Here is a 26,153-nt window from a genome sequence, read left to right on the forward strand (position 1 = left end):
GAAGGGATCGAATCCCTTGCCTCGCCCACTGTGACTTGGCGGGTTTCACCCGTATTGGCGGTCCCATCGCAGGCCGGGAGAAGTAAGAAGGGGAGGATCAGAAATCGCGTCATGCCGGTTGCAGGTCATATTGCTTGAGAAGATCGTACAAGGTCGGACGGCTGATGCCGAGCAATTTGGCGGCGGCGGAGATATTGTTTTCGGCCCGTGCCAGCGCGCGGACGATCGCCTTCCGGTCAGCGGCTTCCCGGGCGGCCTTGAGATTGACGGGAAAGTCATCTTCGCCGCCGGCAAGGTCGAGATCCTCGGGCGTCACCAGCTTTCCCTCCGCCATGATGACGGCGCGTTTCAATCGATTTTCCAGCTCGCGCACATTGCCCGGCCAATCGTGGCGATCAAGCGCGGCAAGTGCGGCGGGTGACAGGCCTTTTACTTGCGGGTTCATTTCCCGTGCGAAGCGTTGAAGGAAATGTTTGGCAAGCAAGGCGGCGTCGCCTGGCCGCTCGGCAAGGGAGGGGATACGCACCGGAATTTCGGCGATGCGATAATAAAGGTCGTCGCGGAAGCTGCCCTTGGCGATCATGTCTTCCAAATTGCGGTGGGTCGCGCAAACGATGCGGGTATCGACCGGGATGGGCCGCCGGCCGCCGATCCGCTCGATCACCCGCTCCTGCAGGAAACGCAGCAGCTTCACCTGCAACGGCAGGGGAATGTCGCCGACTTCGTCGAGAAACAGGGTGCCCCCCTGGGCGAGCTCGATCTTGCCCTCGGTGGTTTTGATCGCTCCGGTGAAGGCACCCTTTTCATAGCCGAACAATTCGGCCTCAAGCAGATTTTCGGGGATCGCCGCGCAGTTGATCGCGACGAAAGCGCGCTCGCGCCGCGCGCTCGCCTCGTGCAGGCCGCGCGCGAGCAATTCCTTGCCCGTGCCGCTTGCGCCGAGCAGGAGCACCGAGACGCCGGTATTGGCGACGCGCTCGATGGTCCGCGCGACTTTCTGCATGTCGGGCGCGGCTGTGATCATGGTGCCGAGCACCGTGCCCCCTTCGCCCGCTCGGGCCTCCAGCCGTTTATTTTCCGCCTCGATTCCGTGAAGCTGGAAAGCGCGGCGGACGATGAGGCCCAGTTGATCGATATCGACCGGCTTCTGATAGAAATCGTAAGCGCCCGACGCGATGGCCCGAAGCGCGCTTTCCCGCGCGCCATGGCCTGATGCCACGATGACCTTGGCGTCCGGACGGAGCGCCAATATCTCCTCCAGCGCCGCAAAACCTTCGCTGACCCCGTCGGGATCCGGCGGCAGGCCGAGATCGAGGGTGACGACCGCCGGTTCCTCGGCGCGGACAATGGCGATGGCCGCCGCGCGGTCGCCCGCCGTCAGCACCTCATAATCCTCGTAAGCCCAACGCAATTGTCGTTGCAGGCCTTCATCGTCTTCCACGACAAGCAAGGCGGGTTTGCGCTCACCGTTCATGCCCGAATCCGTTCTTCTTCAAGAACCGCCGCGATATCGGCGGCGGGGAGGGTTATCGTAAAGGTGGTACCCATGCCTTCTCGGCTGTCCACATCAAGCCTCCCCCCCATGGCCTCGATCAGGCTGCGCGCCTCATAGGCGCCGATGCCGAACCCGCCCTCCTTGGTGGAGGCAAAGGGCTGGAAGAGGCGGGTACGGATGAATTCGGCGGACATGCCGCAGCCCTGGTCGGCGATGGCGACCGTTACCAGAGCGCCAGCCTGGGCAATGGCGATGCGGATGGGCTGGCCGCCCGTGCTGGCGTCGATGGCATTTTGAAGCAGGTGGGTGACCGCCTGTTCAAATCCCGCGCCGTCCGCCTGCACTGCGATTCCGGCATCGCCGGAAAGCTCGATCGGATGGATACGCCGCCGCGCCTCGACCAGCGGAGCCAGCATCAAGCGGACTTCGACTGGACGGGAAGGGCGGATATCGTCCTGCGCGCCCTTGGATAAGCGGGCGAGCAGATCGTTCATCTTGCGGACCGAGCTTTGCAAGGTCGCGATCATATCGGCGCGGAATTCGGGATTGTTGGCGTGCCGCTCGGCATTGCGCGCGACAAGGGAGATCTGGCTTACCAGATTCTTGATGTCGTGCATGATGAAGGCGAAACGGCGGTTGAATTCATCGAAACGGCGGGCGTCGGCGAGTTTCTCCTGCGCTTGCGCTTCCGCCAGATAGCTCGCCGCTTCGATGCCCGCGGTGCGGAACAGATCAAAATCCTCCCAGTCGATCGGCCGCCGTACCGGCGGGGCGGCGAGGAGGACGAGGGCGACCAGGCGGTCGTTGTGGATGACCGGCACGCCTGCCCAGCTGCCCGCCTCGACCGTCCAGCGCGGCAGCGCGAAATTGCTCCCGCCGAAAGAAAATTTGCCGTCAGCGTCGACTGTGCCAAAATCGATGATGAAGGCGCGTTCCTCCAACAAACGGCCGAGCGTGGCGTCTTGCCAGCCTTGTGCATCCATCCGCCAATTCCACTGACCGGCAGGCGCGAAGCGATAGTCGCCATCCAGGGTCAGCATCATGCCGCCCGACGCGTCGGCGGCTTGGGCGAGCGCCTTTACGACGCGGACGTCGATCGGCAAGGCGTCCGGACCGCTGGTGCCAATGGTGCGGGTGAAACGGAGCCACTCGGCGCGATAATCGTAGCGGTGCGGAAAGAAATGCTTGGCGGTCGTCACGCGCATCCACGCCCGGATGCGGCGCGAGGGCAGGAGGATGAGCAATGTGCTTGCCATCAACAGAAGGATGACCGCCTGCGCCATGCCCACCCAACCGGCTTTCACGGCCTCGAGCGCCCGCGTCGCCGACATCATGAGGATGAGGTATCCGAAAATGGCGAGCAGCGAGAGGGACTGGAAAGTGGCCGTGCGGGACAGTTCGACCGACCAGCTTTCCTTGCGTCCCGCCGCAGCGAAGAAAGGCGCCAACAGGGCCAGCATGGCGCCACGCAGCGCGACAAGGTCGGTAGGCATATCGCGCGTCAGATAGGCGACGGTATAGAGGTGAAGGTCGTAGGTCCACATCGCGGCAAGCCCCAGCATCGGCAGCCGGATCGCCGCGCGGGAACCGGCCTGCGCCTGGGAATAAAGATTGTGAACGAGGATCAGCGCCCCCGCCGAGACGGTGAGGCCAAGGACTTGATAAGCGGCCTCGGCAGCATCGTGCGCGACTCCCGTGGCGCGTATCGAATGGAGAAGGCAGACAGTCAAAATCTGACAGCCGACCACTGCGGCGACGGCGCCATAAACGGTGCCCAGCGCTCTTAAAGGCGCTTGTTCGCGGCCCATCGCAATGGCGTGCATGAAGGCGAGGAACGCGACATTGCGTGCCGGCTCGGCCAGGCCCGGGAGAAGATGATCGGCCCCTTCGCTAGCCTTGAACGCCATCCATGCCGCGATGATGGCGAAAGCGGCGGTCAGGGGATGGGATCGGGTATCGGCCGACCAGTGGCGCAGCTGCCATAGAGCAAGGCCGCCATAAAGACAGGCGGCGATCATATCCGACCACAGGCCGATCATGCCGATCATGCGGCGTTCGTTCCGAGCGTAAAATATCCCGACATGCGCCGGGTGTCGCCGAAATTTACAAAGAAAAGCTGAACGCCGCTTTCTCGCCTATACTATTTCCGGCCAAGCACCCCCAACGCCGCGACCACCATCGCCTCGGTCGCGGTAGCGATGGTGGGTTCGGGATCGGGTGCATAAAAGGGGCTGTGGATGCTCGGCACCGGCGCGCCGCCTGCTTGGGCTGCATCCCATTTATCCCGCGGCGTCGCGCCCACCCAGAAGATGAAGCTCTCGATCGACTTGTCGGCAAGGTAGTAACGCCCGAAATCCTCACCGCCCATGGTAGCCGGCAGATTCTGGAGGCGATCCGCGCCGAAGCGCGCGGCGAAAAGCGCGGCTGTGCTCCTGGTCAGTCCATCGGTGTTGAACGTCGCCGGCGTATATTCCGCTTCCCGGATCGTCACTTCCGGCATCCGGTCTTCCGGCATTCCGGCGGTGATCGCCTCACCCCGGGCAATGCGCTTGATGCCGTCGAGCAGGGTGCGGCGGACATCGTCCTTGTAGCTTCGCACCGTGAGCAGCAAATTGGCTTCGTCGGGAATGATATTGTGCTTCGCGCCCGCATGGAAGCTGCCGACGGTGACGACGCCCGCCTCCTGCGGGTCGATCTCGCGGCTCACCAGGGTCTGGAGCGCGCCGACGATGCGGGACGCAAGGACGATCGGATCCTTCGCGGTATGGGGATAGGCACCGTGCCCACCGACGCCTTTCACCTTGATGTCGACGCTGTCGACATTCGCAAGCACATAGCCGGGCGCATAGCCGATATGCCCGGCGGGCAGAGCGCCGGTATTATGAAAGGCGAGCGCATGGGTCGGCTTGGGAAAGCGCGTATAGAGCCCGTCCGCCAGCATGGCTCGCGCCCCTGCGCCGATCTCTTCGGCCGGCTGCAGGATCATGACGAGCGTTCCGGACCACTCGTTCTTCATTGCCGCCAAACGCCGCGCGGCGCCGACCCAGGCCGTCATGTGCGTGTCGTGCCCGCAAGCGTGCATGACTCCGCTTTCCACCCCCGCCACGCTCGTCGCGCGGACCTTGCTGGCAAAGGGCAGGCCGGTTTGTTCGATGACCGGCAATCCGTCCATGTCGGCGCGCATCAACAGCACAGGGCCTGGCCCGTTGCGCATCACCGCGACCACGCCTGTGCCGCCCACTCCGGCGGTCACCTCGAAACCCAGTTTCTTGGCTTCCGCAGCAAGTTTGGCGGCGCTCTTCGATTCCTGGAAACTCAATTCCGGATTGGCGTGCAGGTCGCGGTAGAGAGCGAGGAGCGAGGGCAGATCGGCCTTGACCGCATCCGCCAGCGGATCGGCGGCAGCGGGTGCGGCCATGGTCAGAGCCAGCAAGGCGGCAACGGTTTTTCTCATGGTGATTATTCCCCCGGTAAAAGCTCGATCACGTCCATCATGGATTCGAAATGCGGATAAGGCAGAGCGAGGCGCCAGCGATTGTCGCCGATCCGCTCCAAAACGCCCGCCATGTCGCGCTCCCGGTCGTCGCCATAGCGGAAGGCGCGCTGCTCGTCGCCGAGCTGAAGCGTGCCCAGGAAGACGCGCCGCGATCCGCCATCAGCATAAAGGATGCCGATAGGCCGTTGCGATCCGCTGAGCTTGCTAAAGCGCAGACCGTTTTCACCTTGAGCAATGCGGCAGCGGAAGAAAGGATAGGCTATATAAGCCAGCGCGCCGTGCGCCTGGCTGCCGATCTTTACGGTCCGGCAGCGGTAAATCCCTTGCGGGATGTCGGAAAAAGGGAGAGCGCCATCAGGGTCAAGCAGGACTCCTTCGGCGGCGATTTCGTTGCCATGGCCGTTGGCACGCGCTTGGTCGAGCGCCGTGATCCAGGCATCGCGCCAGCCGCGAAGACGCCGCTGGTCGTCCTGCGTCGCGACGCTGCGCCAAAGGGCGGCGGTTTCAACGCCTGCTTCGGTCCCAAGATGCGGCTTATCCGTGGCGCATCCCATCGTCGCGGCGCAAAGCGCGAGAAAGACGACCCGCCCGATCATTGCGCGGTCCACCCGCCGTCCATGGACAGATTGGCGCCGGTAATGGACGCAGCCTCCTCGCGGCACAGGAACAAGGCCAGAGCGGCGACCTGATCCACCGTGACGAATTGCTTGGTCGGCTGGGCGGCAAGGAGGACGTCGTTCATCACCTGCTCGCGGGTCAGGCCCCGCGCCTTCATCGTATCGGGTATCTGATTTTCGACGAGCGGCGTCCAGACATAGCCGGGGCTGATGCAATTGACGGTGACGCCCGATTGCGCCGTTTCCAGAGCGACGGTCTTGGTGAAGCCCGCGACACCATGCTTGGCGGCGACGTAGGCGGACTTGTTGGGGCTGGCGACGAGGCTATGCGCCGACGCCGTGTTGATGATGCGGCCCCACCCCTTCGCCTTCATCCCCGGCAAAGCGAGGCGGGTGGTGTGGAACACCGCCGACAGGTTGAGGGCCAGGATCAGATCCCATTTTTCGACAGGAAATTGATCGGCCGGGGCGACATGCTGCACCCCCGCATTGTTGACGAGGATGTCGACGCCGCCGTGCGCTTCAGCCTGCGTCATCATCTCTTCGATCGCGTCGGGACGGGTCAGATCGGCGGCGGAATAGAGTGCCTTGCCGCCGCTCAGGCCCTCCAGTTCAGTCCGGACCGCTTCGATCGCCTCCGCATCGCCAAAGCCGTTGAGCACCACATTCGCGCCCTCCCTCGCGAGCGCGCGGGCGCAAGCGAGGCCGATGCCGGAGGTGGAGCCGGTAACAAGGGCGGTCTTTCCCTGAAGAAACATGCGGCGCTGGTCCTTGAACTGACAGGCGGGCATCTTTGGCCGGTGCCCGGCCAAATGCAACCGCCCGGCGTGCCGCGCATTGTTGCGGCACCCTATCCAGCGGAGAAAACCCCATGCGCCTCGACGATTATCGGACCAGCGACAATGTCGGCGATCAGCGCGGCCAGAGTTTCGGCGGCCTTGGCGGCGGCGGTGGCGGGTTCGGGCTTCTGCTGGGACTCGTCGGCAGCCGCTTCGGCATCGGCGGCGTTATCGTGCTGGTCATTGGTGCGATGCTGCTGGGCTTCAACCCGTTCGGCGGCGGCACGACCCGCCAGCCGGTGGCCGGAGGCGGCACGGGCAGCGCCGCACAGGCCTGCGCGGTTGACGCGGCGAGCCGCTTTTCCTGTCAGGTGCTTGCCAATACCGAAGACACGTGGGCGCAAGTCTTTCAAGAGCGCGGCGAACGCTATACGCCCGCGCGCTTCACCTTCTACGGCGGCACGGGACAATCGGGTTGCGGCGTGGCGCAAGCGGCCATGGGGCCCTTTTACTGCCCCAGCGACAAAAGCATCTATCTCGACACCAGTTTCTATGGCGAGCTTCAGAACCGCTTCGGCGCGGCGGGCGATTTCGCCCAGGCTTATGTCATCGCGCACGAAGTCGGCCATCATATTCAGGATCTGACCGGCACGCTGAGCCAAGCCAATCAGGCGCAACAGGCGGTATCTCCGGCCGAAGGCAACGCCATTCAGGTCAGGGTCGAGCTGCAGGCCGATTGCTATGCGGGGGTCTGGGCGGCGCGCAATCGGGCGCGGCTCGAACCGGGCGATGTCGAGGAAGGCCTGACCGCCGCCTCCGCCATCGGCGACGACACGCTGCAGAAAGCGACGCAAGGCCGGGTCGTTCCGGAAAGCTTCACCCACGGCACGTCGGAACAGCGCATGACGTGGCTGAAGCGGGGCATGGAAAGCGGCGACCCGGCGGTATGCGATACGTTTGGGGGCGCTATTTAACCGCCAACTTTGCGCCAGAGGTTAGAAGAAAAAAGATTCCAGCTTTCGCTGGAATGACGGTTCTCAATGTGACGGGTCTATAAACCCTTCTAAGGTTAGCCCCTTTTTGCGCCCGATCAGTGTCCCTTTCGTCCCGCCTTTCCACAAGCGGAAGCTGAAATCGGGATAGAGCTTCTTCCACCGCCGCGCGACGATCCGTTCGCCGGGACGGGCGGCGTCGTCGAGGAAGACCGTCCCGCCGGGCGCGACCTTGCCGAACAGGCTCGATGCCGCGCCACGGGTGAAGGGATGAATGGTCCAGGGCGGGCCGTCGATCACCATCATATCGATGCCATCGGGCAGCGGCCCATGATCGTACCAAAGGCCCGGCCAGCCGTCAGGCGAAGGGCGCAAAGGAACCGCGCGGATATCGGCGTCCAGCCCATGATCGGCCAGCCAGCCGCGCGTCAGATCGACGAAATCGGCATGCTGGTCGAAGCTGATCAGCTTGCCCCCACCCGCCTTTTCCAAGGCCTTGGCGAGGATCAGGCTCGTCGCCCCGGCGCCGAATTCGACGACCAGCTTCGGCTTGTGGGTCAGGATATGGTCGACGAGCAGGGTGAGGAGGCCGGTATCCGCCTTCCAGCTGCCGAGATTGGGCAGGGCGTCGGCGGGAAGATCGAGACGGGAGAGCAACGCATTTTTCGCGGCTTTCGATCCGCCGCTGAGGCTCCGGAGCAGCCAGGGCCATTGAATGGGAATGAAAGCGGCCAGTGCCAGCCAGTCGGCCAGCGAGCGCCCGTCGCTGTCGACCACGGGCGTCTTGCCCATTCGTGGAAGAAGACCGGTGGTTTCGCGTGAGGTCATTTTTCGCCTTTCACATCAATCGGCGAACGGATCGCGGACGAGGATCGTATCCTCGCGTTCCGGGCTGGTCGAGACCAAAGCGACAGGGCATTGGATCAGCTCCTCGATCCGCCGGATGTACTTGATCGCCTGCGCGGGCAGTTGCGCCCAGCTGCGCGCCCCGGCCGTCGAATCCTGCCAGCCTTCAATCGCCTCATAGATCGGCTCCACCGCGGCCTGATCGGCCGCGTGGGCGGGGAAATGATTCATCGTCTCGCCATTCAGGCGATAGCCGGTGCAGATCCTGATCTCGTCAAGGCCATCGAGAACGTCCAATTTGGTGAGCGCGATTCCGGTGACGCCCGATACCGCGCAAGACTGGCGGACGAGGACGGCGTCGAACCAGCCGCAGCGGCGCTTGCGGCCCGTGACCGTGCCGAATTCATGACCCCGCTCGCCGAGACGCTGGCCGATTTCGTCGTCGAGCTCGGTCGGAAAGGGGCCGGACCCGACGCGGGTCGTGTAAGCCTTTACGATGCCGAGCACGAAGCCCGCAGCCGAGGGGCCCAGGCCCGTGCCTGCCGCCGCCGTACCCGCGATGGTGTTGGAGGAAGTGACGAAGGGATAGGTGCCGTGATCGACGTCGAGCAGCACACCCTGTGCGCCTTCGAACAAGATGCGGCTGCCCTTATGCTTGGCGTCGTTCAGGGTCAGCCACACGGGTTTGGCGAATTGCAGCACGAAATCCGCGATCTCCGCCAGATCCTGCTTGAGCCGGGCGCGATCGATCGGCGGCTGGCCGAAACCGGCGCGCAGCGCATCGTGATGCGCGCAGAGCCGGTCGAGCTGCGGTCCCAAATCGTCGACATGGCGCAGGTCGCAGACGCGGATCGCGCGGCGGCCGACCTTGTCTTCATAAGCCGGGCCGATGCCGCGGCGGGTGGTGCCGATCTTGCCCTGGCCGCTCGCATCCTCGCGCAGCGCGTCGAGATCGCGGTGGATCGGCAGGATGAGCGGGCAGGTGTCGGCGATCTGAAGATTGTCCGGCGTGATCGCGACGCCCTGCGCGGTCAGCTTCTCGACCTCGGCCTTCAGCGCCCAGGGATCGAGCACGACGCCATTGCCGATGACGGACAACGTGCCGCGCACGATGCCGGAGGGGAGCAGAGAAAGCTTGTAGACCTGATCGCCGACGACGAGCGTGTGACCGGCATTGTGGCCGCCTTGAAAGCGGGCGACGACGTCGGCGCGGCTGGACAGCCAGTCGACGATCTTGCCCTTGCCCTCGTCGCCCCATTGACCGCCGATGACCGTTACGTTCGCCAAGACCGCTACCTTTATTGTGACGGGCAGCCTCTAAGGGGAGTCGTCGGGAAGGTCCAGTGTCAGCGCAGCGCGTGGGCCTTCAGCGCTTCGAAACAGTCGCGGTCGACGGCGGCACCGACGCTGTCCCCGATGATCGCCAGCGCCTGTTCCACCGGCATGGCCGCGCGATAAGGCCGGTCGGCGGTCAGCGCGTCGTAAAAATCGCAGACGGTGATGATCCGCGTTTCCGGCGCGATCTCGGCGTCTGTCAGGCGCTTGGGATAGCCGGTTCCATCCAGCCGCTCGTGATGTGCGGCGGCGATGGGGGCAAGATCGCGAAAGGCGGCGACGCGCCCCAGGATCGCTTGGGTGTGGACGGCATGGTCCCGCATCATGGCCCATTCGCTTTCGTCCAGTCGGCCGGGCTTATCGAGGATCATGTTGCTGACGCCTAATTTGCCGATGTCGTGCAGCAGGGCGCCGCGCCGCAGCCAGCGGCGGCGGCCGGCATCTATGCCGATCCGCTCCGCGATCGCATCCGCATAATCGGCGACGCGGACCGAATGGCCGCCGGTATAGGGGCTTTTCGCGTCCACCACCTCTCCGAAGGCGGCAGCGATCGCATCCAGATAATCCTCGTCCACCGGTACCGCCTGCTGGGCGGGCTCAAGCTCAAGCAGGCGCGCTTCCAGCAGGGGCGAGGCGAGCGCCCGCCAAAACTCCTCGTTCCGCGCGACGGAGAGAAAAGCACGGACCAAAGCGGGATCGAACCAGGTGCCGCTGCGCCGCGTCACTTCCGCGATCGCGGCGTCGCGGCCCGCATTGTGATGGAAGACGTCGGCAACCTGCGCCAGCAAGGCGATGCGCGCGAAGAGGGGGATCGCCTCACCCACCAGGCCGTCAGGCTTGCCCGACCCGTCCCAATGCTCGTCGAGCGCATAAATGCCTTCCGCAACCGCTTCGGAGAAGCGCAGCCGGCGGGCGATGTTGGCGCCCCGGTCGCAGCGCGTGGCGATCAGGTCGCGCGCGATCTCCGGTCCATTCCTGAGGATGTTGAGGATCGCGCCAGTCCGCATTCTCAGCGGCGCTCCGCGCCCGGTATGGGAGAAAACGAAAGCGAGCGCATCCTTGATGCCGTTGCCGACAAACTTGAAATCGCGCTTAAAGCTCAAATCGTCGGCGAGATAGAGCTGGCAAATGCGCGCTGCATTGCTGGAACAGCCCAGATCCTTCAGCAGGACGGTATAATAAAGGTCGCGCAAGGCTTCGCCCGCCAAGCCGATCTCTTGCCCGACATGCGTTCCGATCCAGCACGCGCGAACGCAATGGCCCTCCGGCTGACCCTCCGTAATGTCGAGCGCGTAGCTGAACGCGCCGAGCAATTCGGCAAGCGACAGCGTGGCGGGCAGGATCGGGGCTTGATGCATTTAAAAGAGCCTCTTTCCTCCACAATGGCGCCAAAATGGTTAACATCTTTTCAACCGCCGAAACGCAGCGCCTTGACCCGCCGCACGCCCGCGATCGCCTTGATTTGCCCGATCACATCCGCACCGACATGGCCGTCGACCGATACCAAGGCCAACGCCTCGCCCTTCGCGGCGCGGCGGCCAAGATGGAAGGTGCCGATATTGATGCCCGCCTGACCGAGCACTGTACCGAGGCGCCCGATGAAGCCCGGCGCGTCTTCGTTGACGATATAGATCATCTCTCCCTTCAACTCCGCCTCGACCTTGATGCCGAACATCTCGACGAGGCGCGGCGCGGCATTGCCGAACAAGGTGCCCGCGACGGAGCGCTCGCCATCGGGTGTAGCGACGGCAACGCGGACAAGGGTATGATAATCGCCCTCGCGGTCGTGGCGCACCTCGCGCACGTCGAGGCCGCGTTCCTTCGCGAGGAAGGGCGCGTTCACCATGTTCACCGTTTGCGAATAGACGCGCATCAATCCGGCGAGGACGGCGCCGGTGACCGGTTTCTGATTGAGCGATGCAGCGGCCCCTTCCACCTCGATCGAGACGCCGGTGATGCGCTCGCCTTCGAGCTGACCGACGAGGGAGCCGAGTTCCTGCGCCAATTCCATATAGGGGCGCAGCTTCGGCGCTTCCTCGGCAGAAAGGGAGGGCATGTTGAGCGCGTTGGTGACACCGCCGCGCATCAGATAATCGGACATCTGCTCGGCGACCTGGATCGCGACATTGACTTGCGCTTCGGTCGTCGACGCCCCGAGATGGGGCGTGGCGACAAAGCCAGAGGTGCCGAACAGCGGGTTCTGCTTGGCTGGTTCCTCGACGAACACGTCGAGCGCGGCGCCCGCGACGTGGCCGCTTTCCAGCATGTCTTTCAGCGCCGCTTCGTCGATCAGGCCGCCGCGCGCGCAATTGATGATGCGGACGCCCTTCTTCGTCTTGGCGAGATTTTCGCGAGAGAGGATGTTGCGGGTCTGGTCGGTGAGCGGCGTGTGGAGGGTGATAAAATCGGCGCGGGCGAGAAGCTGGTCCAGTTCCACCTTTTCGATGCCGAGGTCGACGGCGCGTTCGGGCGTCAGGAAGGGATCGAAGGCGACCACCTTCATCTTGAGGCCGAGCGCACGGTCGGCGACGATCGATCCGATATTGCCCGCGCCGATGAGGCCGAGGGTCTTGGAGGTGAGCTCGACGCCCATGAAGCGGTTCTTTTCCCACTTGCCCGCTTGCGTCGAGGCATCGGCCTGGGGGAGTTCGCGGGCGAGCGCGAACATCAGGGCGATGGCATGTTCGGCGGTGGTGATCGAATTGCCGAAGGGCGTGTTCATGACGACGACGCCCTTCGCGGAAGCCGCGGGGATATCGACATTGTCGACGCCGATCCCGGCGCGGCCGACGACCTTGAGGTTGGTCGCGGCTTCGAGCACGTCCGGCGTCACCTTGGTCGCGGAACGGATGGCAAGGCCGTCATATTGGCCGATAATGGCTTTCAGTTCCTCCTTGGTAAGGCCGGGCTTTTCGTCGACCTCGACACCGTTGGCGCGGAAGATTTCGGCGGCTTTCGGATCCATCTGATCGGAGATGAGGACTTTGGGCATATTGGTTCCTTTCAACCCCTCTCCCCTTCAGGGGAGAGGTTAGGGAGAGGGGGAGTCAGGGCTTGCGTTGAAGCCTGAAGCACACCCTCCAGATTGGTCATGATGTCGGCGTTGGTGAAGCGGAGGACGCAATAGCCCTGCGCTTCGAGATATTGGGTTCGGGCCTGATCGTAGGCGGCCTGATCGGCGTGAGTGTTGCCATCGATCTCGATGACGAGCTGGGACGGGAGACGGCAGGCAAAATCAGCGATGTAGGGGCCGATGACGACTTGACGGCGAAACTTGGCGCCGGTCAGGCGGCCTGCGCGGAGGGCGAGCCAGAGGCGCTGCTCCGGCTCGGTGGGAGCGCGGCGCATGGATTTTGCGTGCTTCAAGAGATTCTGGTCGCGCATTGACTCCCCCTCTCCCATCCTCTCCCCTGAAGGGGAGAGGGGTTTAGGCACTGCGCGCCGTGTGGAAGGCCCAGTCGAGCCAGGGGCCGAGGGCTTCGATATCCGCCGTTTCCACCGTGGCGCCGCACCAGATGCGAATGCCCGCGGGGGCGTCGCGGTGTCCGGCTATGTCAAAAGCGGCGGCTTCGGCTTCGAGGGCGGAGTCCATCGCCTTGACGAGGGCCAGCTTGCCGGCTTCGTCGAGTCCGGGCACCGCATCGTCGGCGAACTTGAGGCAGACAGACGTATTCGAGCGGATCGCGGGGTCGGCGACGAGATGCTCGATCCACGGCGTTTTCCGCACCCAGGCGTCGAGCGCGGCGGCGTTGGCGGTGCAACGGGCCTGAAGCGCGGAGAGGCCGCCAAGCTGGAGCGCCCATTCGAGGGCGTAGATATAATCCTCGACCGCGAGCATGGAGGGCGTGTTGATCGTCTCGCCCTTGAACAGGCTCTCGATCAGCTTGCCGCCCTTCGTCATGCGGAAGATTTTGGGCAGCGGCCAAGCGGGCGTGTAGCTTTCGAGGCGCTCGACCGCGCGCGGCGAGAGGATGAGGACGCCGTGGCCGCCCTCGCCGCCCAGAACCTTCTGCCAGGAGAAGGTGACGACATCGAGCTTATGGAAGGGCACATCCTGAGCGAAGCAGGCGGAGGTGGAATCCGCGAACATCAGGCCTTGGCGGTCGTCGCGGATCCAGTCGCCGTTCGGCACGCGGGCGCCCGAAGTGGTGCCGTTCCAGGTGAAGACGACGTCGCCGTCCTGATCAATGGCGGAGAGATCGGGGATTTCGCCATAGGGCGCCTTCACGACCGTCGCATCGAGCTTCAGCTGCTTGACGGCATCGGTCACCCAACCTTCACCGAAACTTTCCCACGCCATCAAGGTGACCGGGCGTGCGCCGAGCATCGACCAGAGCGCCATTTCGACGGCACCGGTATCGGAGGCCGGAACGATGGCGATGCGGTAATCGGAGGGCACTTCCAGCACCTTGCGCGTCAATTCGATCGCATGGTGGAGGCGCGCCTTGCCGAGCTTCGAGCGATGCGAGCGACCAAGCGATGCAAGCGCGAGTTTTTCGGGGGACCAGCCCGGCGGCTTCGCGCAGGGACCGGACGAGAAATAGGGACGCGCGGGCTTCGAGCCCGGCTTGATAGCTTCAGTCATGTACGACTCTCCTCACAGAGAGCACGCGCCGCGTTGGGACGGCGTGGCCCGCAGCCGGGGATAGGGATATGAGGCGGGGTGTCAACTCTTAAGCCCCTCCCCTCGATGGGGAGGGGTTGGGGAGGGGTGATGTTCGGCGTAGAGCGGTGACCGTCTCCGGCATCACCCCCACCCAACCTCCCCCATCGAGGGGGAGGGCCTTGTTCGCCGCATCCAACTTGACGGGATTTACCGCTCGATTCACCTTCCAGCCCATGCAGCGGGGCATGATCATCCTAGGGCTGGTACTGCTGGCGGGCTGTATTCCAAAGCCCGACAGACCTGCACCCTCGCCTCAACCCGGGCCTCAAGCCGAAGCGCTGAAGCCGGACAAGGTGCTGCGCCAATGCCATGCCGACCTCGCCCGCGCGGCGGTGGCGTTCAAGCCGCTCCCTGATCGCACGTTCGACGGCGGCTGTTCTGCCATCGGCGCGGTGCAGCTGCTCGATATCGGCACGCCGGTGACGAACCTCGGCGCGATGACCTGCCCGCTCGCCGCCAATTTCGCACGCTGGGTGCAGGAGGCGGTGCAACCCGCCGCGCAACGCCATCTCGGCGCCCGGGTCGTCAAGATCGAGAGCATGGGCACCTATGCCTGCCGCCCGGTCAACGGCCAGGCCGGAAACAAGCTGTCCGAACATGGCCGGGCCAATGCCGTCGATATCGGCGGCTTCGTGCTGGAAGACGGGCGCCGGATCACCGTGAAAAGCGGATGGAACGGCGAGGATCGGCGGGTAAGGGATTTTCTCCGCGCCGCTCATGGCGCCGGTTGCGGCCAATTCCCCATCGGCCTCGGGCCGGACGCCAACGCCCTCCATCACGATCATTTTCATTTCGATATGGGCCGCGGCCCCTATTGCCGCTAAAGGGCGGCGCTTATGACCGAACCAACCCAACCGCCGAAGCGCGTCTTTTCGCCCGCCCATGTCGAAGCCAAGGTCGCCGAGCAGCAGACCTCCAGCCCGCAGACCGAGGATCCCGCCTACCGCCTCGCCTTTCAAGACAAGGACTTCCTGCTGCGCGAGGATCTGCGGCCCGTCCGCTTCCAATTGGAGCTGCTGAAGCCCGAATTGCTGCTGGACGAGGCCAAGATCGCCTCGACCTTCGTCATGTACGGATCGGCGCGTATTCCCGAGCCGTCGAAAGCGGATTCGCTGATCGCCATGGCCGCAACGCCGGAGCAGAAGCTGATCGCCGAGCGGCTGAAGGCGAAGTCCAAATATTATGACGAGGCCCGCAAGCTCGCCCGCATGACGAGCCGGGTGCCGCGCGACGAGGATGGGCAGCGCCATTTCGTCGTCTGCTCAGGGGGCGGCCCCTCCATCATGGAAGCGGCGAACCGGGGCGCGTGCGACGAGGGCCAGGAGTCGATCGGCCTCAACATCGTGCTCCCGCACGAGCAGCTGCCCAATCCTTATGTCACGCCTTCCTTGTCCTTCCAGTTCCACTATTTCGCGCTTCGCAAGATGCACTTCCTTCTTCGTGCGCGCGCAGTGGCGGTCTTTCCGGGCGGCTTCGGCACGTTTGACGAAGCCTTTGAGCTTCTGACCCTCATCCAGACCGGCAAGGTAAAGCCGATCCCGATCATTTTCTTCGGCGCGGAGTTTTGGAATCGTGTCGTCAATTTCGAGGCTCTGGTCGAAGAAGGTACGGTGTCTCCGCGCGATCTCGATCTGATCAAGATGGTCGAAACGGCGGACGAGGCCTGGGAGTATGTCTGTGCCTATTACGAAGGCACGGATCAGGGACCAGGCAAAGCGAAAGGCTGATCAGGTCGCGCACGCCAATGCGGCGATGGCGGCGGCGTCCAGACTCCATGGAGCGAATTTCCGGTCGGGACGTCCACCCAGCCGGGCGTAAAAATGTTCCGCCCGCCGGTTGCCGTTCAGCACGCCCCAAACGATCCGCGCGGCGCCAATGCGCCGGGCCTCGCGGGCGAGCGCCCCCATCAACGCGCGCCCGGCGCCGCACCCCCGATACGGCGCGGCGACATAGAGTTCTTTCAGCACCAGCGTAGGCTTCAAATCGTAGGTCCAGGGGATTACGTGGTGAACCGCCGTGCCAATGACGGCATCGTTCCATAAGGCGACGAAAGCCCCGAAGCAGGGGGATGGGCCCAAGCCGTGCGCAAGAATATCGGCCTCCGTCACCGCGAAGGCATCGATATAATCCTCGAACAAGGCCAACTCCCGCATCAGCGCCAGCAATTGAGGGACGTCGTCCCGTGCGAATGGCCGGACCGTGATCGGCGGCATTACGAACCTGCCGGCTTTAGAGAGCCCGGGTCCACGCCATGCGCCACAGAATAGCCTTCGTCGACCCAGCCCCACAGCCCGCCGATCATCACTTTTACCTTTCGGCCAAGGCGGGCCAGCTTCAACGCACCCTGGTCAGCCGCGTTGCAATGCGGGCCGAAGCAATAGACGACGAACAGGGTGTCGTCGGCCCACTCGGCCATGCGCTCGGCCGAGATGGCGCGATGCGGCAGACTGAGCGCACCGGGAACATGGCCCTTCGCATAGCCGGCGGCGCTTCGCGTATCGAGCAACACAAAGTCCGCATTCCCAGCCTCCAGCACCGAATGGACATCGGCCGGATCGGTTTCCAGGGACAGGCGGGCGGCGAAATGCGCTGCAGCCACCTCAGGCGATGCGGCGGGATATTCCGATACGGTGGTCGTCATGATCTTCTCCTTCCAAAGGCGGATGTGCCGCCAAAGGAAGGGGCTGGTAAGTGACGCCATCGCCGATTAGCGTAAAGATCATGCCAGATTCCGCCTCTTCGCCTCCGCTGGTCGCGCTGGTCGCTTATAACGGGCTGTGCACCTTCGAATTCGGGATCGCGACCGAGGTGTTCGGGCTGGAGCGGCCGGAAATGGGCGACGGCTGGTATCGCTTCGTCATTTGCGCGGCGGAGCCCGGTCCGCTGCAGGCGGGCGGCGGGTTTCGGCTGCTTGCGGACGGCGGCCTCGACCTCTTTGAACACGCCACGACCATCGTCATTCCGGGCTGGCGCGGCGCGGACGAGGCGGTGCCGGACGCGCTGTGCGCGGCGCTCCGCGCAGCCCACGCGCGCGGAGCTCGAATCATGTCCCTTTGCTCCGGGATTTTCGTCCTCGCCGCCGCCGGGCTGCTCGATGGACGCCGCGCCACGACCCATTGGCGATACGGTGCGCAGGTTGCAGCCCGCTATCCTGCCATTCGCCTCGAACCGGACGTGCTTTACGTCGACGAAGGCGACGTGCTGACATCGGCGGGCAGCGCCGCGGGAATCGACCTTTGCCTGCATGTCGTAAGACGCGATTTCGGAGCCGCAGCTGCCAATATGGTCGCACGCCGCCTGGTCGTGCCGCCGCATCGCGACGGCGGACAGGCACAATATGTGGAAAGCCCGGTGCCCAGCGCGCACGAAAGCTCGCGCTTGTCGCCCCTGATCGGCCGAATGCGCGCCCGGCTGATCGAACCGCAAACGATCGCCATGCTAGCCGCTGAAGCAGGTATGAGCGAACGCACGTTTCTGAGGCGCTTCAAGGCGGCGACGGGAAATACGCCCGGAGAGTGGCTGCTCGCCGAGCGCCTCAATCGCGCGAAGGCGTTGCTGGAGGAGACACGCCAGCCGGTGGACGCGGTCGCCAACGCTTGCGGTTTTGGATCGGCAGCGGCCTTGCGTCATCATTTCCGGGCCCGGATGGGGGTGAGTCCCGCATCTTACCGGGCACGGTTCAGGCGTGTTTGAAGGACCGCAGGGCAGCCTGCCCTATTGCGCCTTGCCCTTTTCCTGACCGGCGCGGCCAGCGACGGACGGCGCGCCCTCGCCGCCGACATTGCCTTCCGGCTGCTTGGCGGCATCGCCTTCATTAAGGACGGGCTCGTCGGGCGCCTTGCCGGGGATCGCGTCCGACTTCTCGGCTGCGGCGGCTTCCGGCGATGCGGCCGGCGCGGCCGGGAGCGGCAGCGGCGAATCGCTCTGCTGGTTGAGATAGGCGATGAGGTTGGCGCGGTCTTCCGGTTTGGAAAGACCGGCGAAGGTCATCTTGGTGCCCGGGGCATAGCTTTTAGGGGACTTGAGCCAGGCGTTCATGCTGTCCCAATCCCACACGCCCGGCACGCTCTTCAGCGCATCGGAATAAGCGAAGCCCGGAACGTGGCCGTGCGGCTTGCCCATCGTGCCCCACAAATTCGGGCCGAGCGCGTTCGGGCCGCCCTTTTCGGCATTGTGGCAGGCCGCGCATTTCTTGAAGACATTGGCGCCCGCCGCCGGATCGGCGCTGGCGAGATAGAAAGCGATCGGCTGTTCGGCCTCGCCGCCGCCCGCGCCTTCCTCGACGACGCCCTCGATCGGATAGCCCATCTTTTCCGGACGCTCGGAATGGAAGACCTCGCCGGTCACGATCGACGCGCCGAGAGCGACGATGCCCGCGCCCAGCACCCAGCCCGCAATGGTGTTCGTCCGATCGTCCACGTGCCAACCTCCAAGGGACCGCGGGGCCAGACAGGCCGCGCGAAGAATATGATGTGCGCGCTCCTTTAAGCGGCGGCGGCGCTCCCCGCAAGCCAGCGTAGAAACAAGGTGTGAGCGATGGCGAAGTGCGGCGGGGCGAGGAAAGGCGCATCGGCTTGCCCGGAAAGGGCGGCTTCGACCCCTGCCCGATCCACCCATTTCGCATCCTCAAGTTCGGTCGTATCGATGGTAATCGCGTCATCTCGCGCCGCGGCGATGCAGGCGATCATCAACGATCCGGGAAAGGGCCAGGGTTGGCTGGCGACGTAGCGGACGCCCGAAACCTCGATCCCGGCTTCCTCCTTCAGCTCGCGCGCGACGGCCTCCTCGATGGATTCGCCCGGCTCGACGAAACCCGCCAATGCCGAATAGCGGCCGAACGGATATTGGGGCTGGCGGCCGACCAGCACGCGCCCCTCACATTCGGCGAGCATGATGACGACCGGATCGACACGGGGATAATGTTCGGCGCCGCACCCGCCACATTTGCGTGCCCAGCCCGCGCGAAAGGGCACCGTCGGCGAACCGCAATTCGCGCAAAAGCCGTGGCGGCCGTGCCAATTGATGAGGCTGCGCGCGACGCCCCACAGCGCCGCATCTTCCGGCGCCATCTCGCCCAGCATCTGAAAGAGCGCGGGCGGACGGGCCGCCGCGTCCGCAATCGCCACCAGCGGCGCGAACACAGGGGCATCGCCGTCGAGGCCCAGAAACAGCAAGTCCGCGTCATGGGATAAAGCGTCCCAGACGAGGCGTCCCGCTTCATCGAGCACCGGATCGACCCCGCTCAGGCGCAACAGGCGCGCCGCGCTATGGAGGCGAAGCGCGGCGATACGGCCCGGATCGAGGCGGAAGCGGTCGGCGCGGTCGAGCGGGGCGCCGGTAAAGCCGGGACGGATCATGGGATCAGGCCTCTTGCCGCGACAGCAAGGGCGGCTTCTTCCACGCCCGCCCCCGGGCGATCAGTTTGGCGAAGACGGTCGGCAGACCCGCTTCCTCCAACTGGGCGATGGGCCACCAGATGCCCTCGCCCGCCTCTCCTTCCGCGCACCGAAGGTGCAGGGTGAGCGCGAAATGGGTGAAGGCATGGTCGATGCTGCCGCCGTCCTGCCATTCCGCTTGCGCCGGCGCGCCGCTGCCCGCCCCGACCTTCTCTTCCCAGGCGCTTGACGGAAAGGCGAGCATGCCGCCCAATAATCCCTTGGCCGGGCGCCGCACGAGGAGCACGGCACCGTCCCGCTCCAGCCAATAAGCATGGCCGACGCGCCGGGGCTTGGCGACCTTGGGCGTCTTCACCGGATACCGCGCCGGATCGCCTTCGGCGCGCGCGGCGCACAAGGTCGCGAGCGGACAGAAGCCGCAAGCGGGTTTGCGCGGCGTGCAGATCGTGGCGCCAAGATCCATCATCGCCTGTGCGAAATCGCCGTTACGGCGCGCCGGGGTGATCGAATCGGTAAGATCGTAAAGCTTGGCTTTGGCCCCCGGCAACGGTTCCTTCACCGCGAACAGGCGGGCAACGACCCGCTCGACATTGCCGTCGACCACCACCGCGCGGCGGCCGAAGGCGATGGCGGCGACCGCGGCGGCGGTATAGCGGCCGACTCCCGGCAATTGCAGCAATTCCGCCTCGCTGTCTGGAAAGCGTCCGCCGTGCCGCGCGACGATCGTGCGGGCGCAGGCGATCAGGTTGCGCGCGCGGGCATAATAGCCGAGCCCTGCCCAAGCCTTCATCACGTCCGCCTCGTCGGCTTCCGCCAAGGCGCGCATGGTCGGCCAATAAGTGATGAACTTGTGGAAATAAGGGCCGACGGCCGCGACCGTCGTCTGCTGGAGCATGATTTCCGACAGCCAGACCCGATAGGGATCGCTCGATTCGCCGGGCATCGCCCGCCATGGCAGGTCGCGCCTATTGGCATCGTACCAGGCAAGAAGCGCATTTGAAGCATCGACGAGCACGCCCCGCCTATGCCATGCTTGGCGCCATGACGAAATCGGGCGGGACGATTCACGGCCAGAAAAAGGATGCGCCGCGCACGGGAAGACCCCGCGCGGTGTCCGATCTCGTGCCCGACATCGGCCGCGCGGCGTTCCGCCGCTTCGGTTTCGTCCAATCGTCCATCGTGACGCGATGGCGGGAAATCGTCGGCGAACGCTATGCCGCCGTGTCCTCGCCCGAATCGATCCGCTTCCCGCCCGGCCGCAAGTCGGCCGGAACGTTGCACCTTGCCGTAGAGGGCGCGCATGCCCCGATGATGCAGCATATCGCGCCCGTCATCATCGAACGGGTCAACCGCTTCTTCGGCTATCCCGCCGTCGAACGGGTGCAGTTCAAGCAAGGCAGGGTTCAGGCGCGCGACGGCAAGGCGCGGGCCGCGCTGCCCTCGCTCCGCCCGCTGCCGCAGGCGATGAGCGATTCGGTGCGCGATATCGGCGATCCGGAGCTTCGCGCCGTCCTCGAAGCCCTTGCGCGCGGCGTCGCGGCAGGGGAAGGACCGGCGGTCGTGACATCCATCCCGGTCATCGGGACAATAGGAGACAGAAAGCAATGAAGGCAGTCTATTTCGGCGGCGCGGCAGCTTTGATCCTCGCGCTCACCGCGTGCGGCGGTACAGGGGATAGCGGCAACGGAAGCGCTTCTTCCGCCGATCTCAATGCACCGCTCGAGCAGATTGCGGCCCCGAATGGCGGCGATTGGACCCAGGTTGTCGAGCAAACGCCGGAAGGCGGTTTCCGCATGGGCAATCCGAACGCGCCGGTAAAGCTGGTCGAGCTCGGATCGCTGACCTGCAGCCACTGTGCCGCTTTTTCCGAAGAAGGTGCGCCGCAGCTTGAAAACGAATATGTGAAATCGGGTCAGGTGAGCTTCGAATTCCGCAATTTCGTGCGCGATCCGCTCGACATCGCGGCGGCGCTCCTGACGCGCTGCGGCGGCGCCACGCCGTTCTTCAAGATCACCGATCAGATGTTCGCGGCGCAGGCGCAATATATGCAGCGCGCCGGTGCGCTCGACGCCGCCACGCAGCAGCGGCTGCAGGCGCTTCCGCAGCAGCAATTGCCCGCCGAATATGCGCGCGCCGCCGGCCTCGTCGATTTCGTCAAGATGCGCGGCGTTCCCGAATCGAAGGCCAATGCCTGCCTCGCCGACCAGGCGGAGATGCAGAAATTGGTATCGATCGTGAATACGGCGAATGCCCAATATCCGGGCATCCCGGGTACGCCGGCCTTCATCATCAATGGCAATCTGGTGCCCGACGCCGCGTCCTGGGAGCAGTTGGAGCCGGCGCTTCGCGAGGCGCTGAAATGAAGCATGCGCGCATCGTCGCGGCGATCGGCCTTGCCGCCTTCGCCCACGCTTCGGCGCCCGCACAGGCGCCGAAGGCCGCCGCGGCACGGGACTGGTCCCGCGCAGTGGCGGCAACGCCGGAGGGCGGCTTTCGCGTCGGCAATCCCAATGCGACGGTGAAAGTGGTCGAATATGGTTCGCTCACTTGCGGCCATTGCGCGCATTTCGCTGAAGAGGGCTACCCGAAGCTCCTTCAAGACTATGTGAAGACCGGGCGCGTCAGCTTCGAATTCCGCAACTATATTCGCGATCCGTTCGACGCTGTCGCCGCGCTCCTCAGCCGCTGCGCCGGGACCGGCGACTATTTCGCGGCGACCGACGCGATGTTCGCGGCGCAAAGCCAATGGATCGGCAAGCTGCAGGCCTTGCCCGCGGCGGAGCGCCAGCGCATGGTCCAGCTTTCGCCCGCCGAAGGGTTTCCGCAAATTGCCGCCGCGTCCGGCCTCGCGCCGATCGCCGCGAAACACGGCGTGACGGCGGCAAAGGCCAAAACCTGCCTCACCGATAGGGCGCGGCTGGAGACGCTTCTGACCCTGCGCCAGAAGGCAATCGAAACCTACAATCTGGAATATACGCCGACCTTCCTGATCAACGGGAAGAAGGTGGATGCGGACGGCTGGGCTCGACTGGAGCCGCTCCTGAAGCCGGGCGGCTGATCCGGCGGCGGGGGCGGCTGTGCAGATCAAGCGGATCAAGCTGTCAGGCTTTAAAAGCTTCGTCGAACCCGCCGAACTGCGCATCGAACCCGGCCTGACCGGCGTCGTCGGCCCCAACGGGTGCGGCAAATCCAACGTCCTTGAGGCCATCCGCTGGGTCATGGGGGAATCGAGCCCCAAATCCATGCGCGGATCCGGAATGGAGGACGTGATCTTTGCCGGCACCGCTTCGCGCCCGGCACGCGATTTCGCCGAAGTGACCTTGCTCGTCGACGGCGCGGCGCAGCATGGCGGCGAGGTCGAGGTCACGCGCCGGATCGAGCGCGGCGCGGGCTCCGCTTATCGCCTGAATGGCAAGGACGTCCGGGCCAAGGACGTCGGCCTGCTCTTCGCGGACGCCGCGACCGGCGCCCATTCCCCCGCGCTCGTCAGCCAGAACCGGATCGGCGCGATCATCGCCGCCAAGCCTGCCGAACGGCGCCAGATGCTGGAGGAGGCGGCGGGCATCGCCGGTCTCCACGTCCGCCGCAAGGATGCCGAACAAAAACTCCGCGCCGCCGAAGCCAATCTTTCCCGGCTGGACGAATTGCTCGGCGACATGGAGCAGCGGGCGGCCAGCCTCAAGCGCCAGGCGCGCGCGGCGGAGCGCTATCGCAAGCTGTCCGAGGAGATTCGCACCGCCGAAGGGCGCCTGATCTTCGCCCGCTGGCGAGAAGCCGCGCGCGCGGCGGAAGCGGCGAAGGCGGAGGCCGATGCCGCCATCGCGGCCGTCGAGAAAACGGCGGAGGCGCAGCGCGGCGCGGCCGCTTATCAGGCGCAGGCCGCCGCCCTGCTCGCCCAGCGGCGCAAGGCGGCGCTTCACTTGCGGGATGAGGCGACGACGCTGGGCCATAAGCTCGTCGCGCTCCGCGCCGAGCGGGATCAGGTCGGCCGCCGCATCGCCGATCTCGCCAGCCGCCAGGCCACTCTGGCCGCCGACCGGGCGCGCGAGGCGGCGCTTGGCGAGGATGCCCGCAATGCACTTGCCCGGCTGGCCGAAGAAATCGAAAGTCTCACCTCGCGCATCGCCGAAACGGAAGCAGCGCGATCGACGATCGACGAGCGCAGCATCGCCCTGGAAGATGCCGCGCGCGAGGCCGAGGCCATGCTTGGGCGGGCGCGGGCCGAGCAGGCGGGCGAACAAGCCGAGGCACGGGTGGCGGGCGCAGCGCTTCAAGCCGCCCGCGCCAGGCGCGCGCGTGCCGACGATGAGGTTGCCCGGCTGCATGCACAAATGGTCGAGCTGGGTGATGAAGCGCCGCTCGTCGAGCAGCGCCGCGCCGCGCGCGAGAAGCGAGCGAAAGCGGAAGAGGCCTTGAAAGCCGCCGCAACGCGCATCGCCGAGGCTGAAGCCGCGCGCCAGAAGGCCGCCACGCGCCGCGACGAAGCGGAGAGCGACGCCGCCGCGGCGAGGGCCACGCTCGCGGCTCTGGAAGCGGAAGCCCGCGCGCTCGCAAAGGCTGTCGAGACATCGGCTGGAGACAAAATTCTCGATCGGATGAAAGCGGCTCCGGGCTATGAGCGGGCGCTGGCCGCCGCGCTCGGCGACGATTTGGAGGCCGGCCTCTCCCAGGGAGCGCGACGTTGGGCCGGCGCGGATCCGCAGCCGCATGATCCGGCACTCCCTGCAGGGTGCATGCTTTTGGCGCAGCAGGTGGAGGCGCCCGCCGCGCTCCGCCGCCGCCTCGCCCAGATCGGCGTCGTCGACCGCGACGATGGCAGCCTACCCCTCGCCGTCGGCCAGAGGCTGGTGACGCGAGACGGCCGGATGCGCCGCTGGGACGGCTTCGTGACCGAAGGCGTCGGCGCCGCGGCGGCGGAGCGGCTGATCCGGGTCAATCGCCTCGCCGAGATCGAGGCGGCGCTTCCGGCCGCCCGGACCTGCGTCGCGGGCGCCCAGGAAAGAACCGCGGCGGCGCTGGCCGCGATGGAGGCGGCGCATGAGGCGATGGGCGCGGCGCGCCGCGCGGAAACCGAGGCAGGCGCGACCATCCGCCAGGCGGGACAGGAAGAGGATGCCGCGAATGTCGCGATCGAGCGGCTGGCGGTGCGCCGCACCGGCTTGGTCGAGCGCTTGGCCTTGGCCGAAGCGGATCAGGCGGAAAGCCGGGCTGGTGTCGAAGCAGCCGAGATCGTGGTCGCCGCCCTTCCCGATTCCGATGCTACGGAAGCGCGCGTTGCGCAGCTGCGCAATGCGGCCGAAAAAGCGCAAGCCGCGCTCGCCGATATCCGTGCGGAAGCAGCGACCCATGCCCGCGCGATGAGCGCCGACCGCCAGCGCATCGATGCGGCGCGCAAGGAAAGCGCCGATTGGAGCGAGCGGGCTGCCCAGGCGGAAAGACGTCAAGCGGATATGGGCCGCCGGATCGTCGAGGCCGAAACCGAGGCCGCGCTGCTCGCCGATGCGCCGGACCGGTTGGAGGGCGAACTTGAGAGGCTGGACAAACGCCATGAAGAAGCGCGCGCCGCCGCCGACGCCGCCATGGCCGGAGAGCGCGAGGCGGAGGCTGCGCTACGGGAGACCGAGCAACGGCTGACCGACGTCGGCGAGGCGTTGTCCATCGCCCGCGAAGCCCGCGCCGGGGCTGTCGCGCGGCATGAAAATCATGAGATGCGCCGGGTTGAAATGGGCCGCATTTCCGGCGAGCGTTTCGAATGCCCTCCGCCCCTCCTCCCCGAAAAGGCCGGGTTCGATGAAGGCACCATCAAGGCGGTCGCGCACGAATCCGCCGATCTCGATCGCCTGACCTTGGATCGCGAACGGATCGGTCCGGTCAATCTCATCGCCGAGCAGGAATTGATGGAATTGGAGGAAGGCCGCACCTCATCCGCCGCCGAACGAGAGGAATTGGGCCTTGCCATCAACCGCCTGCGCGGATCGATCGGCAGCCTCAATCGCGAGGGCCGCGTCCGCCTGATCGCCGCGTTCGAAGCGGTGAACGGCCATTTCCAAAGCCTGTTCACGACCTTGTTCGAAGGCGGCAGCGCGCATCTGGACCTTATCGATTCCGACGATCCGCTGGAGGCGGGACTGGAAATCATGGCCCAGCCGCCGGGCAAGAAATTGTCGGCGCTGACTCTCTTGTCGGGCGGCGAACAGGCGTTGACGGCGGTGGCCCTGATCTTTGCCCTGTTCCTCACCAATCCCGCGCCGATCTGCGTGCTGGACGAGGTCGACGCACCGCTGGACGACGCGAATATCGAACGCTTCTGCGACCTTCTCGACCGCATGACGCGGGAAACCGATACGCGTTATCTGATCGTCACCCACAATGCGGTGACGATGAGCCGCATGCACCGCCTGTTCGGAGTCACCATGATCGAACGGGGGGTGAGCCGCCTCGTCAGTGTCGATCTTGGGGGCGCGGAGAAATTACTGGCCGCGGAATGACCTCTCTAGGCGCTGGTTGGGTGGGGGTGATGTTTCCGGAAGG

The 26,153-nt window shown here is 65.4% G+C and carries 24 protein-coding genes; 8 read left to right on the plus strand and 16 right to left on the minus strand.

The genetic code is table 11. The features are described from left to right. Positions 1–109: 109 nt before the first annotated feature. The 5 genes from prsR to IC614_RS10795 all read right to left on the minus strand — a co-directional run bounded on the left by prsR (position 110) and on the right by IC614_RS10795 (position 6,366). Complete coding sequence (gene prsR, locus IC614_RS10775; RefSeq protein ID WP_200971435.1) at positions 110–1,474, minus strand: PEP-CTERM-box response regulator transcription factor; 1,365 nt, start codon at positions 1,472–1,474, stop codon at positions 110–112. Next, entirely contained in the window at positions 1,471–3,543 is a 2,073-nt protein-coding gene (prsK, locus tag IC614_RS10780; protein ID WP_200971436.1) for an XrtA/PEP-CTERM system histidine kinase PrsK, read from the minus strand. Before prsK ends, prsR begins: the two co-directional genes overlap by 4 nt. Before the next feature lie 92 nt (positions 3,544–3,635). Continuing rightward, positions 3,636–4,949, minus strand: coding sequence for an amidohydrolase (locus IC614_RS10785; RefSeq protein WP_200971437.1), 1,314 nt, complete (start codon positions 4,947–4,949; stop codon positions 3,636–3,638). Positions 4,950–4,954: 5 nt separating this feature from the next. Beyond that, positions 4,955–5,587 (minus strand): DUF4893 domain-containing protein, encoded by a 633-nt coding sequence (locus IC614_RS10790; RefSeq protein WP_200971438.1) that lies wholly within the window; start codon positions 5,585–5,587, stop codon positions 4,955–4,957. Continuing rightward, positions 5,584–6,366, minus strand: coding sequence for a 3-hydroxybutyrate dehydrogenase (locus tag IC614_RS10795; RefSeq protein WP_200971439.1), 783 nt, complete (start codon positions 6,364–6,366; stop codon positions 5,584–5,586). The genes IC614_RS10790 and IC614_RS10795 overlap by 4 nt, the downstream gene beginning before the upstream one ends. A gap of 113 nt (positions 6,367–6,479) precedes the next feature. Here IC614_RS10795 and ypfJ point away from each other — a divergent pair, with 113 nt between their 5' ends. After that, the gene (ypfJ, locus tag IC614_RS10800; protein WP_200971440.1) at positions 6,480–7,361 is read left to right on the plus strand and encodes a KPN_02809 family neutral zinc metallopeptidase; all 882 of its coding nucleotides are present in this window, start codon (positions 6,480–6,482) and stop codon (positions 7,359–7,361) included. A 63-nt stretch (positions 7,362–7,424) separates the two neighbouring features. On the opposite strand, the gene IC614_RS10805 is transcribed toward ypfJ, so the two are convergent. From IC614_RS10805 to IC614_RS10830, 6 genes are all read right to left on the minus strand, one after another. Beyond that, positions 7,425–8,207 (minus strand): class I SAM-dependent methyltransferase, encoded by a 783-nt coding sequence (locus tag IC614_RS10805; RefSeq protein ID WP_200971441.1) that lies wholly within the window; start codon positions 8,205–8,207, stop codon positions 7,425–7,427. Between the two features lie 15 nt (positions 8,208–8,222). Next, positions 8,223–9,512 (minus strand): adenylosuccinate synthase, encoded by a 1,290-nt coding sequence (locus IC614_RS10810; protein ID WP_200971442.1) that lies wholly within the window; start codon positions 9,510–9,512, stop codon positions 8,223–8,225. Between the two features lie 59 nt (positions 9,513–9,571). Further along, positions 9,572–10,918 (minus strand): HD-GYP domain-containing protein, encoded by a 1,347-nt coding sequence (locus IC614_RS10815; RefSeq protein ID WP_200971443.1) that lies wholly within the window; start codon positions 10,916–10,918, stop codon positions 9,572–9,574. A 50-nt stretch (positions 10,919–10,968) separates the two neighbouring features. Beyond that, on the minus strand, positions 10,969–12,552 hold the full coding sequence (gene serA / locus IC614_RS10820; protein WP_200971446.1) for a phosphoglycerate dehydrogenase: 1,584 nt from the start codon (positions 12,550–12,552) through the stop codon (positions 10,969–10,971). Between the two features lie 11 nt (positions 12,553–12,563). After that, complete coding sequence (locus IC614_RS10825; protein ID WP_264175497.1) at positions 12,564–12,908, minus strand: endonuclease domain-containing protein; 345 nt, start codon at positions 12,906–12,908, stop codon at positions 12,564–12,566. A gap of 79 nt (positions 12,909–12,987) precedes the next feature. Beyond that, a complete protein-coding gene (locus IC614_RS10830) occupies positions 12,988–14,145 on the minus strand; it encodes a phosphoserine transaminase (RefSeq protein ID WP_200971450.1) in 1,158 nt (385 codons plus the stop codon). A 266-nt stretch (positions 14,146–14,411) separates the two neighbouring features. Between IC614_RS10830 and IC614_RS10835 the strand changes: the two genes are divergently transcribed. Further along, positions 14,412–15,050 carry an extensin family protein gene (locus IC614_RS10835; protein ID WP_226372642.1) on the plus strand — a complete coding sequence of 213 codons (639 nt, stop codon included), beginning with the start codon at positions 14,412–14,414 and terminating at the stop codon, positions 15,048–15,050. Positions 15,051–15,062: 12 nt separating this feature from the next. Then, on the plus strand, positions 15,063–15,953 hold the full coding sequence (locus IC614_RS10840) for an LOG family protein (RefSeq protein ID WP_200971453.1): 891 nt from the start codon (positions 15,063–15,065) through the stop codon (positions 15,951–15,953). On the opposite strand, the gene IC614_RS10845 is transcribed toward IC614_RS10840, so the two are convergent. Next, a complete protein-coding gene (locus IC614_RS10845) occupies positions 15,954–16,439 on the minus strand; it encodes a GNAT family N-acetyltransferase (RefSeq protein ID WP_200971456.1) in 486 nt (161 codons plus the stop codon). It lies immediately after the preceding gene. Further along, positions 16,439–16,867: a rhodanese-like domain-containing protein gene (locus tag IC614_RS10850; protein WP_200971458.1), complete on the minus strand. Its 429-nt coding sequence runs from the start codon at positions 16,865–16,867 to the stop codon at positions 16,439–16,441. Before IC614_RS10850 ends, IC614_RS10845 begins: the two co-directional genes overlap by 1 nt. An 80-nt stretch (positions 16,868–16,947) precedes the next feature. On the opposite strand from IC614_RS10850, the gene ftrA reads away from it, so the two are divergent. Next, a complete protein-coding gene (ftrA, locus tag IC614_RS10855; protein WP_200971460.1) occupies positions 16,948–17,919 on the plus strand; it encodes a transcriptional regulator FtrA in 972 nt (323 codons plus the stop codon). Between the two features lie 21 nt (positions 17,920–17,940). Here the strand turns inward: ftrA and IC614_RS10860 are convergent, their stop codons facing one another. The 3 genes from IC614_RS10860 to mutY form a co-directional block, all read right to left on the minus strand. Beyond that, a complete protein-coding gene (locus IC614_RS10860) occupies positions 17,941–18,645 on the minus strand; it encodes a c-type cytochrome (RefSeq protein WP_200971461.1) in 705 nt (234 codons plus the stop codon). Between the two features lie 65 nt (positions 18,646–18,710). Further along, the gene (nudC, locus tag IC614_RS10865; RefSeq protein ID WP_200971462.1) at positions 18,711–19,583 is read right to left on the minus strand and encodes an NAD(+) diphosphatase; all 873 of its coding nucleotides are present in this window, start codon (positions 19,581–19,583) and stop codon (positions 18,711–18,713) included. Between the two features lie 4 nt (positions 19,584–19,587). Beyond that, positions 19,588–20,637 carry an A/G-specific adenine glycosylase gene (mutY, locus tag IC614_RS10870; RefSeq protein WP_200971463.1) on the minus strand — a complete coding sequence of 350 codons (1,050 nt, stop codon included), beginning with the start codon at positions 20,635–20,637 and terminating at the stop codon, positions 19,588–19,590. Positions 20,638–20,663: 26 nt separating this feature from the next. On the opposite strand from mutY, the gene IC614_RS10875 reads away from it, so the two are divergent. From IC614_RS10875 to smc, 4 genes are read left to right on the plus strand one after another with little or no spacing between them, the layout of a single operon-like run. Continuing rightward, complete coding sequence (locus IC614_RS10875) at positions 20,664–21,230, plus strand: DUF721 domain-containing protein (protein ID WP_226372643.1); 567 nt, start codon at positions 20,664–20,666, stop codon at positions 21,228–21,230. Then, positions 21,227–21,985, plus strand: coding sequence for a thioredoxin domain-containing protein (locus IC614_RS10880; RefSeq protein WP_200971464.1), 759 nt, complete (start codon positions 21,227–21,229; stop codon positions 21,983–21,985). The genes IC614_RS10875 and IC614_RS10880 overlap by 4 nt, the downstream gene beginning before the upstream one ends. Beyond that, positions 21,982–22,680: a thioredoxin domain-containing protein gene (locus IC614_RS10885; protein WP_200971465.1), complete on the plus strand. Its 699-nt coding sequence runs from the start codon at positions 21,982–21,984 to the stop codon at positions 22,678–22,680. Before IC614_RS10880 ends, IC614_RS10885 begins: the two co-directional genes overlap by 4 nt. A gap of 19 nt (positions 22,681–22,699) precedes the next feature. Next, positions 22,700–26,110 (plus strand): chromosome segregation protein SMC, encoded by a 3,411-nt coding sequence (gene smc, locus IC614_RS10890; protein WP_200971468.1) that lies wholly within the window; start codon positions 22,700–22,702, stop codon positions 26,108–26,110. Positions 26,111–26,153 lie beyond the last annotated feature (43 nt).

Source organism: Sphingosinicella flava (genome assembly GCF_016025255.1).
GTDB classification, from domain to species: Bacteria; Pseudomonadota; Alphaproteobacteria; order Sphingomonadales; family Sphingomonadaceae; genus Allosphingosinicella; species Allosphingosinicella flava.